Here is a 17,086-nt window from a genome sequence, read left to right on the forward strand (position 1 = left end):
ATTTTAATGAGAAATACAACTGATTATGGACTGCAAGAGTGTCAGGGAAGCGCTCGTTCGGGGTTGACAAAGGGAGTCATACCAACACCCAGCTTAGGGGCACAAATACGTGGGCAAAAATCGGAACGAAGTGACACAGCCCACGTGTTTGTGTCCCAGCGAGCCTGCGAGCGACTATAGCGTTTTGTTAGGCATTTTACCGATGTTCCATTTTACAAAATAAAGGTACCCAATTGTCATTTCTGTAAGTACCGCAATTAGTATTCCGGCATGTGCAGCACCCCGAAAATATTCGAATAAACCAAGGGTTGACATTGAAAACATGGATACACAAATACTGGTGCATATTGCTTGTCGCGCCTCAGAATGCTCCACACTACGGCTTAACCAAGTTAATACTGAAATGCCTAAAAATAATATGGCTAGCCGCCTTGCAATAAAATATGAGCTGCCAGAGCCATCAATGCCAAAAATAAAGAACAGCAATTCCGGGTAGATTAGAAAATTGACAAATAATATTAATGCTATGACTGATGTCACGGAATTAAGTACTTTAAAACTCACCATGTTAAATCTCAAATGCCTAACTTTTCAATAACGGGCGCAGGCACGTAGGGCAGAATGGCGAAGCCGCCCTGCTTGTATGCGTCCCAGCGAACGAAGTGAGTGCGTTAATTGACTTGTTATATGCCATGCCCAATAAATGCTCATTCACTTTGCTAATAACGCTTGAAGAATTGCTCTGAAATTCATCACATAAAACAATATGACAAGAAAAATAGAAGAAACCAAGAAAAAGGATTTTGCATAAATAAATGACCAGTCAAAGGCAATAGCTAGAAGACCACAAAGAGCGGCTAAGGCAATAACTGTATAAATCGGATACAAGAGAAGATATTGAACTAGTAATTTACGTTTTGTCAGCACTTTCTATAGAACCATATTTAGCCAATTTTTGACCGCCAGAATGAACGTGCTTTCCAAAAAATCTCTGTGAAGGCTGCTATCCGTTGGCATATAACACCCTGCTTAGGGGCGCAAACACGGCGGCTACAATCGGAACGAAGTGACACAGCCGCCGTGTTTGTGTCCCAGCGAGCCTGCGAGCGACTACAGCAGATTGTTAGATACCGCAGAGATAAACGCCCGCAGCTTTGCTGCCACCGCTGGTATGAAAACGCTGCGAACTCGAAGCAATAACTGACTTTAAAACAACCTAATACGAAAAGCCAGATGTGAAAAAGTTTCTGGAAAAAAGGCGGTGCTGATACACCTGCAAAACGTTGGCTGTTTCTTTTTAAATGCAGCTGAACAGCGTAACGCTTATAAAGCCTGAAACCAAAAGAGCGCTGATGTTCGTGCCGAAACAACACCGCGATGCTGAGAACTGCAAATTGCCTGGTTGTTGGCTTTGTGATGCAGGAAACAACTTATGCTAACTTTCCGCTGTTACAGCCGCTACAGCCTAATTCGCAATTAGCCCCAGAAGAAACAACCTTGCGCGGCTAGACGCACAAAGAATCAAACAGAAAAACAAAAGAACTAAACAGGATCTAACACCCGCATAAAGGGCGATAACACGTGGGCTAAAATTAGGAACGAAGTGACGCAGCCCACGTGTTAGCGTCCCAGCGAGCTTGCGAGCGATTTAATGCGATTGTTAGATACCGCAGAGACTAACGTTCGCAGCTTTGCTGCCACCGCTAGTTTGCAAATGCGGCCAGCTCAAAACATAAACTGACTTTAAAACAACCCCGTACGAAATGCCAGATGTGAAAAAGTTGCCTAAGAGGAGGCGGTGCTGATACACCTGAAAACCGATGGCTGTTATTTCTTCAACTGCTGCCAAACAGTGCAACGTTTCTAAAGCCTGATACCAAAAGAGCACTGATGTTCGTGCCGAAACAACACGGCGATGCTGAGAAATGCGGAATGTCTGGCTACTGGCTTTACGATTTCTGAAACGACAATTGTTGTCAGGTCGCTGACAAAACCGATGCCGCCTGACACGCAATGACCCCCAGAAGAAACAACCTTGCGCAGCTAGGAGCACAAAGAACCAAACAAAAAACGAAAGACTAGACAGGATCTAACACCCAAATAAGGGGCGCAAACATGGCGGCTATAATCGGAACGAAGTGACCCAGCCGCCATGTTTGTGTCCCAGCGAGCGAAGCGAGTGGCTTAATTTGATTGTTATGTGACATTGCTTTTTAAACCTTTTTGCCCGCCGGATTAAGAATAAAGCCATTTGCTCAGGCGTAATATAAAGAGGTTATATACTGAAAATAAACAGCCATAAAGCAGGGCCTGAACTAAAGTCGGCATTGTGTCTTCGGCTGAATCAGATAAGCCCAAAAGCTTCATCGTTATAAAAGCTAATGATGCAGAAAATGCTCCCGCCACTGCGGAAGCTAGTAGATTGCTCTTTTTTAGAACTTCCTTAGACATTTCATTCCCTTTGGCACATAACACCCGCATAACGGGCGATAACACGTGGGCTAAAATTAGGAACGAAGTGACGCAGCCCACGTGTTAGCGTCCCAGCGAGCTTGCGAGCGATTTAATGCGATTGTTAGATACCGCAGAGACCAACGTTCGCAGCTTTGCTGCCACCGCTAGTTTGAAAATGCGGCCAGCTCAAAACATAAACTGACTTTAAAACAACCCAATACGAAAAGCCAGATGTGAAAAAGTTGCCGGAGAAAAGGCGATTTATAAACGACATCCAATATTTTTGCTGCGTTTTCGCTGATGCCGATTAGTGCAACGCTTGTAAAGCCTGAAACCAAAAGAGCGCCGATGTTCGTGCCGAAACAACATAGCGATGCTGAGAAATGCAAAATGCCTGGCTGCTGGCTTTGCGATTTCTGAAACGACGATTGTTGGCTTGTCGCTGACAAAACCGATGCCGTTAAACGCTTAATTAGCCCCAGAAGAAACAACCTAGCGCGGCTAGGCGCACAAAGAATCAAACAGAAAAACTAGAGAACTAAACAGGATCTAACTACTATTTAGATCCCAAACAGTCTGTTTTAAACACACCAGTTTGGGGTATTTTCTGCGTTCTATAACACCAAGACTAAGCCAAAAATTCAACCAAATCCATCTGTTAGTCGTTATCCGGGTTTCTGAGCGTGGATAAAAAGCGACAATACAGCCCGGTCTCAAAAATGGTGTATTTCACGCGCCAATATCACTGCTCAAAAGCAGAAAATAAAAAAATTACTCACTTTCACCATCAGCCATTAATCCGGCAGACAGCTTCTTCTGAGGCTGTACGCCGAGTTCTCTGAAGTATTCTACCTGACGTACCAGATTGCCCCGCCCTTCAGTGAGTTTATTCATCGCTGATTCATAGGCCTTTTGGGTGCCCTCCACACTTTTACCAATTTTTTCCAAGTCACCTGTAAAGCCGACGAATTTGTCGTACAACTTACCTGCGTGTTCTGCAATGTGCTGAGCATTCTGATGCTGGTATTCGTATTGCCAGATGTTATTGATAGTCCGCAGCGCCACCAGCAGATTGGTGGGGCTGACTAATAGTATGTTGTTGTCCAGTGCCAGCGACACCAGTGACGGGTCTTCCTGAACGGCAAGTAAAAAAGCAGGCTCAACAGGAATAAACATGAGCACGTAATCCAGCGTGCGCAACGACTTTAAATCCTGGTAGCGTTTATTGCCGAGGCCTTTAATGTGAGACTTTAATGAATTTACGTGTTCAGAAAGAAAGCGGGCCCGCAGTACTTCGTCATCGCAGTTGAAAAATTGTTCGTAAGCGCGCAGGCTCACTTTTGAATCGATGATGACATCTTTTTCATTCGGTAAATGCACCACAACATCCGGCTGCTGCAATTTGCCATTCGCATCCTTTGCCGACACCTGAGTTTCAAACTCATGGCCCTCACGTAAACCGGATTCTTTTAAAATACGTTCCAGTACCACCTCACCCCAGTTTCCCTGCTGCTTGTTGTCACCTTTCAGCGCCTTGGTCAATGCTGCCGCTTCTTCGGTAATGCGCTTGTTCAGTTCTTTCAGTGTGAGAATTTCAGTTTTAAGGGATGCTCTCTCCTGCCCTTCACGGCTGTGCTGTTCGCCCATTTGCTTGCGGAACGTATCGATTTGCTGCTTCAGAGGTTCCAGTAACGCATTCATGCCGGTCTGGTTAATTTGCGTAAAACGCTCACTTTTTTGTTCGAAGATACGGTTGGCTAAATTTTCGAATTGCGCCTGCAGTCTTTTCTCTGCCGCTTCCATTAAAGCTAATTTTTCCGTACTGGCTTTACTGGCCTCATCAAACTGTGCCTGTTGTGATTGCAATTGCGCGGTCAGCGCGGCATTGGTTCGCTGTTCTTCACGGCACTGCAACTTAAGTTCACTAATTTCATCTCTTAAAGGTGCCAGCAGTGCTGCCTTCTGACTAAGCTCCCCCAGTTGCGCCTGATTATTAAACAGCCTTTCACGGTATTCAGCCAGCTCGTCATCAAGTTGCTCACACTGTTGCTGCTTTTCATCCAGTTTGTCCTGCAGTTGCTTGATCTGAAGATCATCCTGTAACCGGTGCTGGTTTGAGCGCATTGCCGCCAGGAGCCAGGTAATACCCGCAGCGATTACGGCAGTAAAAACGGGGAAGTAGGTTGAGGAAAGTAGCGCGTCCATAGTGTCATTCTCATTTTTATTGAATGTCTATTGTGCCACTCACAAACAAAAACGGGTACCCGAAGGTACCCGTTTACAGTAAAAAATACTGTTTATTTAGCCAGTTCTTTGTCCAGCTCTTCAATCTTCGCTTTCCAGATCGCCGGACCCGTTTTGTGCGCGTTTGCACCGGTGCTGTCTACAGCAACGGTAACCGGCATATCTTCAACTTCAAATTCGTAAATCGCTTCCATCCCCAGGTCTTCGAAAGCAACAACACGGGCTTTCTTAATAGCTTTAGAAACCAGGTATGCCGCGCCGCCAACAGCCATCAGATACACTGACTTATGTTTGGCAATGGAGTCTACAGTTGCAGGGCCACGCTCAGCTTTACCAATCATGCCGGCAATACCGGTTTTTTCCAGCATCATATCGGTAAATTTATCCATACGGGTAGCGGTAGTCGGGCCGGCAGGGCCTACTACTTCATCACCTACCGCATCAACCGGACCTACGTAATAAATGAACTTACCATTTAAATCAACGCCTTCCGGTAAACCTTCACCGTTCTCGAGCATGGTTTGAATGCGCTTGTGCGCCGCATCACGGCCTGTCAGCATTTTGCCTGACAACAGAACAGTCTCACCAACTTTCCATTCCTGAATGTCTTCTTTGGTGACTTCATCCATGTTCACACGGCGGGTATTCTCACCCACTTCCCAGGTCACTTCCGGCCACTCTTCCAGCTTAGGTGCTTTGAGATCTGCAGGACCGCTGCCATCAAGGTAGAAGTGCGCGTGACGGGTAGCGGCACAGTTAGGGATCATGGCAACCGGCTTAGAGGCGGCGTGGGTGGCTACTGATTTGATTTTCACATCAACAACCGTGGTTAAACCGCCGAGGCCCTGTGCGCCGATACCTAACTTGTTCACTGCATTGAAAATATCAACACGCAGTTTCTCGTCAGTGGTTTCAGGACCGCGTTCGATGAGTTCCTGAATGTCTACAGGGTCCATTAAACTTTCTTTTGCCAGGACTGCGGCTTTCTCAGCCGTACCGCCAATACCCAGACCCAGCATACCTGGCGGACACCAGCCTGCACCCATGGTAGGCAGAGTTTTTACAACCCATTCCACAATGTCGTCAGATGGGTTCAGCATGACCATTTTAGATTTGTTCTCAGAGCCACCACCTTTTGCGGCAATCATCACTTCGATTTTCTCACCGGGCACCATATCGATATGCACTACAGACGGCGTGTTGTCTTTGGTGTTTTTACGTGCACCGGCCGGGTCTGCAACAATAGATGCCCGCAGCGGGTTATCCGGATTGGTATACGCACGGCGTGTGCCTTCATCAACCATTTGCTGAACCGTCAGGTCGGTTTTATCCCAGGTGACACCCATACCAATTTTAACGAAACACGTAACAATACCGGTATCCTGACACAGAGGACGTTTACCTTCGGCAGACATACGGGAGTTGATAAGAATTTGCGCCATGGCATCTTTTGCGGCCTGGCTTTGCTCTTTTAGGTAGGCCTGTTCTACGGCTTTGACATAATCCAGCGGGTGATAGTAGGAAATAAATTGAAGCGCATCTTCAATACTATCGATGAAGTCTTGTTGACGGATAACGGTCATGGCGTCCTCTTTTCTTATAGCCTTTGTGGTGTTAGGGAAAGGAAAAAGCGTATACTAGCGCATCTTGACAACCTGCACCACGCTTTACACGTGCGACTTTGGTGTCGGTTATGCGTTTTATTTATATAGGTTAGTAAGCTAGTTTCTTCCATGAGTGAACATCTGTACACCCCGCCGTCGACTACCCTGTTAATATCAGAGATAAGTGGCTATCCGCCTCTGACAAGCCTTTTTGAAAGCGTGCAGCACCAGCCTTATGCCATGCTGCTGGACACTGCCGGCAGCGACAAGCGCTTTGGCCGGTTCAATATTATGGTGTGGGAACCGGATATCACCGTAATAACCCGCAATAACATCACTACAGTATCCCGTCCCGGTTCTGATGACTCCTTTGAAGTCAACGGTAAACCTCTGGCAGTTCTTGATACCGTTCAGCGCCATTACTTTTCTGCGTTACAAACAGTGAGTGATGTACCGCAAGAAATACTTGAACAGTTACCTTTTCAAACAGGTACGGTGGGGCTGGCAGGTTATGATTTGGGACGCAGTTATGAAACCTTACCTTCAAAAGCCCGCAATGATTACCGTTGTCCCGATCTTGCTGCCGGACTGTACTCCCAGTCGCTGATTGAAGATAACGAAACCGGAAAATTATATTATTGCAGGCTGAATAACAAACCTTCACAGCCTGACTTCATTACGCGGGAAGATAATCTGGCAAAAACCGGACCGTTTTCTTTAACAGGCGCCTGGCAGTCTAACCTGTCAGAGCCGGAATACATCAGTGCTCTTGGTACTGTTAATGAGTATCTGCTCGCCGGTGACTGCTATCAGGTCAACATGGCCCAGCGCTTTACGGCGACATATAACGGTAACGAATGGGACGCTTACAAAACCCTTCGTACCGCAAACAAAGCGCCGTTTTCCGCTTTTATCCGCCTAGACAATGCCGCCATCCTGAGTATTTCTCCTGAGCGTTTTTTATCGGTGAAAGACGGTTGTGTAGAAACCAAACCCATTAAAGGCACACGTCCACGCTTTGCCGATAAGGAAAAAGACCGTGCCAGCGCAGAAGATTTGTTATCGGCTGAAAAAGACCGTGCTGAAAATCTCATGATCGTGGATTTGTTAAGAAACGATCTGAGTAAACATTGCCGGCCCGGCTCTGTGAAGGTACCGGCACTATTTGCCCTTGAAAGTTATGAAGCTGTGCACCATATGGTCAGTACGGTCACCGGAAAGTTGAATACAGGTGCAAGCCCTCTTGATTTGCTGGCTGGTGCCTTTCCCGGCGGCTCTATCACCGGTGCGCCGAAAATCCGCGCCATGGAAATTATCGATGAATTAGAGCCCGACCGGCGTAATGTGTATTGCGGCAGTATTTTTTATGTCGGACACAGACAAGATATGGACTCGAGTATTCTTATCCGCACATTGCTGGCAGAAAACGGCCGGCTGCATTGCTGGGCTGGCGGTGGCATCGTTGCCGACTCCGTTGCCGGGGATGAATATCAGGAAACGCTGGATAAAGTCTCGAAAATATTACCGGTACTGGAGACAAAGCGTGAACCGCAGTGAGTTTTTACAGCGTTATCATCATTTACGGCAAATTGATTACGAAGCCGATTATCCGCTGCGCAAAACCGGGCGCGCAGCGGGTGTGCTCATCCCGCTGATCGATCATCCTGACGGCCTGACGGTATTGCTGACAGAACGAGCGCATCACTTACGCCATCATCCCGGTCAAATCAGTTTCCCGGGCGGCGGCGCAGAACCACAGGACAATACACTGGCAGATACTGCCCTCAGGGAAGCCGAAGAAGAAGTTGGCTTACTCCGTTCTGAGGTCGACGTCATCGGCGCTCTGCCTGAATACCGCACAATCAGTGGTTACGCCATGACGCCGGTTATCGGTTTTGTGAAGCCCTGCCCAGTTTTGACCATCGACCGTAACGAAGTTGCTGATGCTTTTGAAGTACCGTTAGCATTTCTTATGGACCGGCGGAATCACTTCGCCCACTTTATTGAGCGTAAACAACAACGTTATCCGGTGTACTTTATGCCGTGGCAAAACCGCCTTATCTGGGGTGCAACCGCCGCCATACTCAGAAACCTGTCTTCCCACCTGTGTGACGACTGACCATCAACATTTCTTTACATCCCATTAGGTTTACTTATTTCTGCATTAGGATTTCTGTATTGTAGTTGATCCGGTTCAGATGCATGATCATTAACTATAATTAAAATAAAGTGAGAAACGGTTAAGTATGATCAGTGTTTTTGACATGTTCAGTGTCGGTATCGGACCTTCCAGTTCCCATACTGTCGGCCCGATGCGGGCGGGTGCGGAATTCGCCTCAGAACTTGCAGGTGAAAACCGCCTGGAGTCCGTCGCGTCTGTACGGGTGGAATTATTCGGTTCGCTGGGGCAAACAGGCAAAGGCCACGGTACCGGTAAAGCGGTAATCCTGGGGTTACTCGGCGAATTACCGGAGTCAATTAACGTTGATGCCATCGACAGCATGCTGGATACCATTCACCATGCCGGAAAACTGATGCTTAACGGTACCCGCAGTGTCAGCTTCCCGAATAAAGACGCGGTAATTTTTCATCGCCGTAAAACACTGCCGAAGCATGCTAACGCCCTCACATTCTTTGCTTACGATGACAATGGTGAACTGGTTAAAAGCCAGACTTATTACAGTATTGGCGGCGGCTTTATCATTAAAGATGAAGACTTTGACGCAGCCAAAACCCTTGCTATTGCTACGCAGGCGTCTGTGCCCTACCCGTTTAAAACGTCAGAACAACTGTGCCAGCAGTGCAACGCCAACGGTTTACGCATCAGTTCTCTGATGCTGAAAAACGAAAGCGTATTGCGCCCGGCCGCAGAAGTAAAACGCATGCTGTTCGATATCTGGCTGGTCATGAAAGGCTGTATTGACCGCGGTATTGATAATGAAGGTATATTGCCGGGTGGCCTGAAAGTAGTACGCCGGGCACCGGGTCTCTACCGCCGTTTGCAATCTGAGCGCTCTGCCGATCCCATGCAAACCATGGACTGGGTAAATCTGTTTGCGCTGGCAGTGAACGAAGAAAATGCTGCCGGAGGCCGTGTAGTTACAGCACCAACCAATGGCGCGGCCGGCATCATTCCGGCTGTACTGGCATATTTTGATAAATTCATCCGTCCTGTTGATGAAGAAACGGCTGCCCGGTTCCTGCTAACCGCCGGTGCTATCGGTATTTTATATAAAGAAAATGCCTCTATATCCGGCGCAGAAGTTGGTTGTCAGGGTGAAGTGGGCGTTGCCTGTTCAATGGCAGCCGGTGCACTGGCTGAAATTATGGGTGGCACTGTAGCCGCTGTGGAAAATGCCGCAGAAATTGGTATGGAACATAACCTGGGGCTGACCTGCGATCCGGTCGGCGGACTAGTTCAGGTGCCGTGTATTGAACGTAATGCTATGGGCGCCATCAAGGCTATCAATGCCAGCCGTCTGGCGCTTCGCGGTTCCGGTGAGCATAAAGTATCACTGGATAAGGTGATAAAAACCATGCGTGATACCGGTAATGACATGAAGACCAAATACAAAGAAACTGCCAGAGGCGGTCTTGCGGTTAATATTATCGAATGCTGATAAAACACAGGCCGGAACAATCCGGCCTGTTTTGTTTCACAAAGGTGTTATTTCACCGGCAGCGTAATGCCTCTGAACATCTTCTCTACTTCATCGTTATTTTTCAGCATCATGGCTTTTTCGACTTTGTCTTTGGTCAGATGCGGCGCGAAACGCTCAATGAAGTCATACATGTAAGTACGTAAGAACGAGCCTTTGCGGAATCCGATTTTTGTGGTGCTGTAGTCGAACAGATGAGACGCATCGATTTTCACGAGATCATCATCCAGCTCTTCACTCACCGCCATTGAAGCAATTACACCGATCCCCACACCTAAGCGCACGTAGGTTTTAATGACGTCTGCATCGGTGGCAGTAAACACTATCTTCGGCGTCAGGCCGGCACGTTCAAATGCCTGGTCAAGTTCCGAGCGGCCGGTAAAACCAAACACATAAGTGACCAGCGGATACTTGGCGATATCAGCGATATCAATTGAACCCTTTTTCGATAACGGATGGTCTTTATTGACTATCACGCTGCGGTTCCAGTGATAACAAGGCAGCATCACCAGATCGTTGTACAGGTGAAGCGCTTCGGTAGCGATGGCAAAATCCGCTTCGCCTTTCGCTGCAAGGTCAGAAATTTGCGACGGCGTTCCCTGGTGCATATGTAACGACACCTTAGGGTATTTGTTCATGAAGCCTTTAATCACATCAGGTAACGCGTAACGGGCCTGAGTATGAGTGGTGGCGATATTCAGCTTGCCCTGATCAGGCAGCGTATGCTCCCGGGCTACAGACTTTATACTCTCAACTTTGGCCAGTATTTCTCTGGCAATGTTAATCACATCGTTGCCCGCGTCTGTTACGTGAGTCAGATGTTTGCCGCTGCGACCGAAGATTTGCACACCAAGTTCATCTTCCAGCATCCTGACTTGCTTACTGATGCCGGGTTGTGAGGTGTAAAGACTTTCTGCTGTTGCGGATACGTTGAGATTGTTGTTCTGCACTTCTACTATGTAGCGAAGCTGCTGTAATTTCATGTTGTGTGTCCCTCACCGGCTGGAACGTATTGGTTCTGATTACCGTTATAACTAAAACCGCAGGCGATTGCTATAGTCGATTTGGTTATAACCGAAGAAAGTACTATAAATGCAAATAATCGTTAATCACTTAGTGTTCAGGTATTTAGTTTCTCTGAAAATCACCGATAAACGAATAGTAAGCTATACTCAATGCGCCCTGGGCATCCTTTACAATTGCTCTACACCGTTGTTTCATAACATAAGACGCGCACATTCAGAGGATTTATGTCGGAAAAATCTCCGTTACAGACCATCGATTTTTCGTCCGTACTGGCAGCAGCCGTACACGATATGAAAAATTCACTGTGCCTGCTTATTCAGTCCATCGAATCGCTGGCGGAGAACCTGCCTCCTGAAAACAGTCAGGCAAATGAGAAAGTTGCCAGCGTGCATTATGAGGCAACTCGGCTCAATACCAATCTTGTGCAGATCCTGTCCTTATACCGCGCCGAACTCAATCAGTTGCCTGTAACCATTGATGAATGCTTTATCGACGATTTGTTTGAAGATGTCATGTCTTCCGTCCGCATTTATATGGAACAAAAAAATCTGCTTGTTACCATTAACGTGGAAAATGACATCAGCTGGTATCTCGACCGCGAACTCATATTCATGTTAATCAACGACGTATTGATTAACGCTATGCGCTATGGCACATCACAAATTATTTTGAATGCGGCGGTCCGTGACAAAGCGCTTGTGATTACGGTAGAAGATGACGGGCCCGGCTATCCCTCTTCCATGCTGGAAAAAAGCACAGCCGACCTCGCCGGATTCGATCTGAGTCAGGGCCGGACCGGGTTGGGCCTCTTTTTCGCCCGGCTGATTGCCAATGCCCATGTAAATAACAACCATTGCGGGGAGATTTCACTAAACAACGGTGGTACTCTGGGTGGTAGTGTTTTTGAAGTAAAATTGCCTTAAACTTTAACTGGATAGGACGTTGATCAGTGAAGTCCCGGCGACACAGGCAATTGAGACATTTTTAATGGATATATACTCATGTTTTTCACAATAATAATAATACTCATTGTTGTACTGGTCATTGCTGCCATTATGATCAATGCGTTTCAACAACACCGTGCTAAACAGGAAGCCGACCGCCGTAATGAGGCATCCAAGCACCGTAAAATTATTGATGAAACTGAAAATGTGATCATGGCCTGCTCAAACATGCCGGTATCCCAGCGTTTAATGGGGATCCTTCATGCCCGCGTGCACAATGCGTTAAAAGCTATGGCGGAACTCGGTGCAGGCACGCCTGATATTAAACAGCGTATATCAGACGCTGAGAATTCTAAAAACAGTGCTATGTCGCTAGACTCTCCTGCAACGGCAGACTTTTCCCTGCCGGATAACGACAAACTGATTATTCAGTATATTCAGGCAGTGAAAAAACTCCGTATTTTGCTCCGTTCTGAGCATTCCAAAGGAAAAATAGAAAGCCGTATTTTTGCTGAAGAAGATAAAAGCCTGGAACGTTTGCAGCTAAAAGTGAATATCGAAACCTTAATCAAACGCGGTCGTGGTGCCATGCAATCCAATATGCTGGGCTCTGCAAGACAGTATTTTGAAAAAGCCATCAAGGCCCTGGAAAGTCAAAGCCAGCCGGATGAATACATCTTATCCCGCACTGCCACACTGAAAGAATGGCTCACAGCCATTCAGGACGATCTTAAAAACGCCAATGCTGAAGACCGCGAGCGTCGCCGTGAAGCAGAGCGGGACGAACTTGATGAATTATTTGCACCGAAGAAAAAATGGTAGTGAATACCTAACTGTTCCGGGCTGATGAAGAAAAAGGTATTTTTCGTACTCTGTGCGTTTATCATTAACGCATGCATCGTGCTCTGGCTTGTCCGCGAACCAATGACGGAACTGCTTACACAGCAAGACAATCCGGCCATTCAAAAGATCACCAATGCGATGCCGTCACTTAACATGCCCGGCATCCCGCTACCGGAACTTCCGGACTTGCCTGAATTAACATCCATTGAATTACCTTCACTGACAGGTTCTGCTGACGATGAGAACAGCAACCGCCAGGCAACCAAATCCAAGGCGGGCAAAATCTGTGGCAGCACCGGCTCAGGTCAAATCACAGGAGGCAAAACCCTGTATCGCTGGCAAGACGAAAACGGCATGGTACATCTGTCAGATACACCTCCTGAGAATCGCTCACTGGCAGTCACCACTCTTAATGCATGTGATTAATAACCACGATGTTTCATTGAGAGTTGTTCCCTGACCGGGTGTAGGCACGCTCACATAATTGCCAGAATTCGCCTGCCGCAACCGACAATCCCCCCCGCTGACTACGGATCATACCCACGGGTTTCTTAAGCGGATTATCTTTGATGGCACAGCACACCAGCCCGCGACTTTCCATTTGTTGCCGGCAAATAGCCGGCACCACAGAAATGCCCATGCCCTGCGCGATAAACTGACCGACTGACCCAAGCTGACCGGTTTCCGCGATGATGTTCAGCTGGCCGGGCCCCTGCGCCGCCTGCTCAGTCCAGCGGCGCACTGCAGAGCCCCGGTTCATGGCGATAAACGGATGGGACAGCAATTCATGCCAGGGAACGGCATCCTGCATTGCCAGAGGATGACCCGGATACATCACTGCGATAAATTCATCGGTAAACAAAGGCTTAAAAATCAGACCATCTGCTATTTCGGGCTCAAAAGTAAACCCGATTTCTGCGTTACCCTGTAAAACATTATCAATCGTTGCTTCCATGACCACGTCCAGCACCCGGAGACGGATATTATTAAACTTGCGGTGGTAATCATTCAGTAACGCGGGAAGTTTACTCTCGGCAAAAGACGGCATTGCAGCAATGGTAAGTTTACCCTGCTGCATGGCAAACAGGTTTTGCATGTCATGGAAAGTTTCATCCCATTCATTTACCAGACGCTTCGCATTGGGTAACAGGGTTTGCCCTTCAGGGGTCAGTGAGACGCGTCTGGTACTGCGGCTGAACAGTTTGCCGCCCAGCTGCTCTTCCATTTTTTTAATGGCAGACGACAAAGCAGGCTGCGTCAGATGGAGTTTTTCCGCTGCCTCAGCGAAAGTGGAAGATTCGGCCACACGGATGAACGCCAGCATGTTACGGTACGATATGCTCATATTGATAAAAATATTTTATTAATATTGATATAAAATCAATTTTACAAAATTTTATCAGTCACGGATACTTTAATTGATTCATTATTCATCAACAGGAGATTCATATGTCAGGTTTCGATAAAGTCGTTACCAGTTATGAAGCAGCACTGGAAGGTCTGTCTGACAACATGACCGTTGTGGCCGGCGGCTTTGGACTGTGTGGTATTCCGGAAGGGTTAATTGCACAAATCAAAACAGCAGGTGTTAAAGGACTGACTGTGGTATCAAATAACTGCGGTGTCGACGGCTTTGGTCTCGGTATTTTGCTTGAAGACCGCCAGATCAAAAAAATGGTGTCTTCCTATGTTGGTGAAAATGCCCTGTTTGAAAAACAGTTGCTCGACGGCGAACTTGAGGTCGAACTGACTCCGCAAGGTACGCTGGCTGAAAAACTGCGTGCCGGTGGCGCCGGTATTCCCGCGTTCTACACGGCAACAGGCTACGGCACACCTGTCGGTGAAGGCAAAGAAGTCAAAGAGTTTAACGGCCGGCCTTATATTCTTGAAGAATCGATTACCGGTGACTTTGCTATTGTCAAAGCCTGGAAAGCAGACCGCTACGGAAATTGCGTTTACCGTCACACCGCGCAGAACTTTAATCCCATGGCAGCCACCGCAGGTAAAATCACTGTGGTTGAAGTTGAAGAAATTGTAGAGCCCGGTGAACTTGAGCCCTCTCAAATTCACACCCCGGGTATTTTCGTAGACCGCGTGATTAAAGGTACATTCGAAAAACGTATTGAGCGTCGCGTTACCGCGAAGAAGGAGGCGTAATCATGGCATTAACCAGAGATCAAATCGCAATGCGTGTGGCGCAGGAATTTCAGGACGGCAGTTACGTAAACCTCGGTATCGGTATTCCTACTCTGGCCGCTAACTATGTACCCGAAGGCATAGAGGTTATGCTGCAATCAGAAAATGGTCTTTTAGGCATGGGCCGCTATCCTGATGAAGACGAAATTGACGCAGACATGATCAACGCCGGTAAAGAAACTGTTACGGCTATCACCGGCGCTTCTATTTTCAGTTCCGCCGACAGCTTCGCCATGATCCGTGGCGGGCACGTTGATTTCACTGTGCTGGGCGCATTTGAGGTCGATGTAAACGGTAATATCGCCAGCTGGATGATTCCCGGCAAACTCATTAAGGGCATGGGTGGTGCCATGGACCTGGTGGCCGGTGCGAAGAACATCATTGTTACCATGACTCACGCTGACAAACACGGTAATTCAAAACTGTTAGAGGCCTGCACCCTGCCCCTTACCGGCGTGAACTGCATTACACGCATCATCACAGATCTGGCCGTACTTGAAGTTGCAGACGGTGCTTTTCATCTGTGTGAACGGGCGCCCGGTGTTTCCGTGGACGAAATCCGTGAAAAAACAGCCGGCAAACTGATTGCCGCTGATGATGTACCGGAAATGCAACTTTAATCTTCCTGACATAAAGTAAAGAGGTGCCTTACCGCACCTTTTTACTTTGCTTCCCGCCTTTATCTGACAAAGCCTTTCGTGGATAATACCGCCATTGTTTTATACGGGGTATTCACTTGAGCTTGTTAATTGCCGATCTTCCGGTTCACCATAAAATTGTCAAACGTTTGCAGGAAAAAGGCCTGGAAAGCCTCACTGAAGTGCAGGAACAAACTATTCTGCCGGCTCTGCAGGGCAAGGACATCATGGCATCGTCAAAAACCGGATCCGGTAAAACCTTTGCTTTTCTGATCCCTCTTGTTCACCGGTTAATGACCAATAAGGCTCTCAGCAAGCAGGATCCCCGCGCACTTATTCTTGCCCCTACCCGCGAGCTGGCCAAACAGGTGTTCTCTGAATTACGCAGCCTTGCCAACGGCGTCGGCCTGCAAAGTGCACTGATTGTTGGTGGTGAAAATTATAACGATCAAACCAAAGTGCTACGCCGCAACCCTCATGTCATTGTGGGCACCGCTGGCCGGATTGCAGACCACCTGGAAGACAAATCATTTTTTATTAACGGGCTGGAACTGCTTATTTTCGATGAAGCAGACCGTATGATGGATTTAGGCTTTGCGGAGCAACTTAACCTGATCAACCGCTTCGCGGATCACCGTAAGCGTCAGACAATGTTGTTTTCTGCCACGCTGGACAATATTGCCCTGAATCATTTAACCCGCGACTTATTAAAAGCCCCTGTGCGTGTGGCTGTTGGTGAGTCGACTGCTGCCCATCAGGATATCGACCAGACTTTGTATTTTGCCGATGACGTGGGACACAAAGATAACCTGCTGCTCACAGTACTTAAAGAGCAGGCATACAATCAGGCGGTAGTCTTTACAGCAACCAGAGAAGACACAGACCGCATTGCTGCCATTTTAAATGAACAGCACCTTGAAGCTGTTGCTTTACGGGGTGATCTGCCGCAAAACCAGCGTGCTGCTATCATGAGTAATTTCAGTCGTGGTCAGAACAGTGTGCTGGTTACCACGGATCTTGCTTCCCGGGGCCTGGATTTGCGCAAAGTAGGCTTAGTGGTCAATTTTGACCTGCCGAAACAGTCTGATGAATATATCCACCGGATTGGCCGCACAGGCCGGGCCGGAGACAAAGGTGTTGCCATTTCATTTGTGGGCCCGAGGGACTGGGGAAGCTACCTGACAATTAAAGATCATGTCAGCTATGATGTTGACTGCACCACGCATCCCCTGTTACCGGCGAAGTTCAGCGGTAAAAAGCAGATGAAGCCGAAGAATACAAAAGGACAGGATGAGCGCAATCGCAGTAAAACCGGCTCTGCCGGTCAAAAGCCTCCGGTGAAAAGGCGGGTGAATACCATGAAAGGCGATGAAGCCGGTCACATGCCGGTGATGAAGAAAAAACGCAATGATGTCATCGACGATGACGAAGAAGAATGACACAAAAAAACGGGCTGAATAAGCCCGTTTTTTTAAAAC

15 protein-coding genes are annotated in these 17,086 nt (G+C 47.7%); 9 read left to right on the plus strand and 6 right to left on the minus strand.

Translation table 11 applies throughout. The annotated features are described in order from the left end of the window. Window positions 1-2,235 precede the first annotated feature (2,235 nt). The 4 genes from ACXAG2_RS13035 to ACXAG2_RS13050 form a co-directional block, all read right to left on the minus strand. Window positions 2,236-2,451 (minus strand): hypothetical protein, encoded by a 216-nt coding sequence (locus tag ACXAG2_RS13035; protein ID WP_474867631.1) that lies wholly within the window; start codon window positions 2,449-2,451, stop codon window positions 2,236-2,238. A gap of 167 nt (window positions 2,452-2,618) precedes the next feature. Continuing rightward, a complete protein-coding gene (locus tag ACXAG2_RS13040) occupies window positions 2,619-2,903 on the minus strand; it encodes a hypothetical protein (RefSeq protein WP_474867633.1) in 285 nt (94 codons plus the stop codon). A gap of 322 nt (window positions 2,904-3,225) precedes the next feature. Continuing rightward, the gene (gene rmuC, locus ACXAG2_RS13045; protein ID WP_474867635.1) at window positions 3,226-4,659 is read right to left on the minus strand and encodes a DNA recombination protein RmuC; all 1,434 of its coding nucleotides are present in this window, start codon (window positions 4,657-4,659) and stop codon (window positions 3,226-3,228) included. 92 nt (window positions 4,660-4,751) lie between these two features. Next, the gene (locus ACXAG2_RS13050) at window positions 4,752-6,281 is read right to left on the minus strand and encodes a fumarate hydratase (protein ID WP_119501316.1); all 1,530 of its coding nucleotides are present in this window, start codon (window positions 6,279-6,281) and stop codon (window positions 4,752-4,754) included. 150 nt (window positions 6,282-6,431) lie between these two features. On the opposite strand from ACXAG2_RS13050, the gene pabB reads away from it, so the two are divergent. The 3 genes from pabB (at window position 6,432) to ACXAG2_RS13065 (ending at window position 9,922) form a co-directional block, all read left to right on the plus strand. Next, window positions 6,432-7,859, plus strand: a complete 1,428-nt coding sequence (gene pabB, locus ACXAG2_RS13055) for an aminodeoxychorismate synthase component I (RefSeq protein ID WP_474867638.1) — start codon at window positions 6,432-6,434, stop codon at window positions 7,857-7,859. Continuing rightward, entirely contained in the window at window positions 7,846-8,421 is a 576-nt protein-coding gene (locus tag ACXAG2_RS13060) for a CoA pyrophosphatase (RefSeq protein ID WP_474845940.1), read from the plus strand. Before pabB ends, ACXAG2_RS13060 begins: the two co-directional genes overlap by 14 nt. A gap of 127 nt (window positions 8,422-8,548) precedes the next feature. After that, the gene (locus ACXAG2_RS13065; protein WP_474867640.1) at window positions 8,549-9,922 is read left to right on the plus strand and encodes an L-serine ammonia-lyase; all 1,374 of its coding nucleotides are present in this window, start codon (window positions 8,549-8,551) and stop codon (window positions 9,920-9,922) included. 47 nt (window positions 9,923-9,969) lie between these two features. On the opposite strand, the gene cysB is transcribed toward ACXAG2_RS13065, so the two are convergent. After that, entirely contained in the window at window positions 9,970-10,944 is a 975-nt protein-coding gene (gene cysB, locus ACXAG2_RS13070) for an HTH-type transcriptional regulator CysB (protein ID WP_119501312.1), read from the minus strand. Window positions 10,945-11,211: 267 nt separating this feature from the next. Here cysB and ACXAG2_RS13075 point away from each other — a divergent pair, with 267 nt between their 5' ends. From ACXAG2_RS13075 to ACXAG2_RS13085, 3 genes are all read left to right on the plus strand, one after another. Beyond that, window positions 11,212-11,910, plus strand: a complete 699-nt coding sequence (locus ACXAG2_RS13075) for a sensor histidine kinase (protein WP_474845936.1) — start codon at window positions 11,212-11,214, stop codon at window positions 11,908-11,910. Window positions 11,911-11,988: 78 nt separating this feature from the next. Continuing rightward, window positions 11,989-12,753, plus strand: coding sequence for a hypothetical protein (locus ACXAG2_RS13080; RefSeq protein WP_474867643.1), 765 nt, complete (start codon window positions 11,989-11,991; stop codon window positions 12,751-12,753). A gap of 24 nt (window positions 12,754-12,777) precedes the next feature. Then, entirely contained in the window at window positions 12,778-13,200 is a 423-nt protein-coding gene (locus ACXAG2_RS13085; RefSeq protein ID WP_474867646.1) for a DUF4124 domain-containing protein, read from the plus strand. 13 nt (window positions 13,201-13,213) lie between these two features. Here ACXAG2_RS13085 and ACXAG2_RS13090 read toward each other — a convergent pair whose 3' ends face one another. Continuing rightward, window positions 13,214-14,119: a LysR family transcriptional regulator gene (locus ACXAG2_RS13090; RefSeq protein ID WP_474867649.1), complete on the minus strand. Its 906-nt coding sequence runs from the start codon at window positions 14,117-14,119 to the stop codon at window positions 13,214-13,216. A gap of 104 nt (window positions 14,120-14,223) precedes the next feature. Between ACXAG2_RS13090 and ACXAG2_RS13095 the strand changes: the two genes are divergently transcribed. From ACXAG2_RS13095 to ACXAG2_RS13105, 3 genes are all read left to right on the plus strand, one after another. Next, window positions 14,224-14,931, plus strand: coding sequence for a CoA transferase subunit A (locus ACXAG2_RS13095; RefSeq protein WP_119501307.1), 708 nt, complete (start codon window positions 14,224-14,226; stop codon window positions 14,929-14,931). 2 nt (window positions 14,932-14,933) lie between these two features. Then, complete coding sequence (locus ACXAG2_RS13100) at window positions 14,934-15,590, plus strand: CoA transferase subunit B (RefSeq protein ID WP_119501306.1); 657 nt, start codon at window positions 14,934-14,936, stop codon at window positions 15,588-15,590. A gap of 122 nt (window positions 15,591-15,712) precedes the next feature. Continuing rightward, window positions 15,713-17,047: a DEAD/DEAH box helicase gene (locus tag ACXAG2_RS13105; RefSeq protein ID WP_474867899.1), complete on the plus strand. Its 1,335-nt coding sequence runs from the start codon at window positions 15,713-15,715 to the stop codon at window positions 17,045-17,047. Window positions 17,048-17,086: the final 39 nt, after the last annotated feature.

The sequence above is a fragment of the Alteromonas sp. ABH4_456 genome, assembly GCF_056160645.1.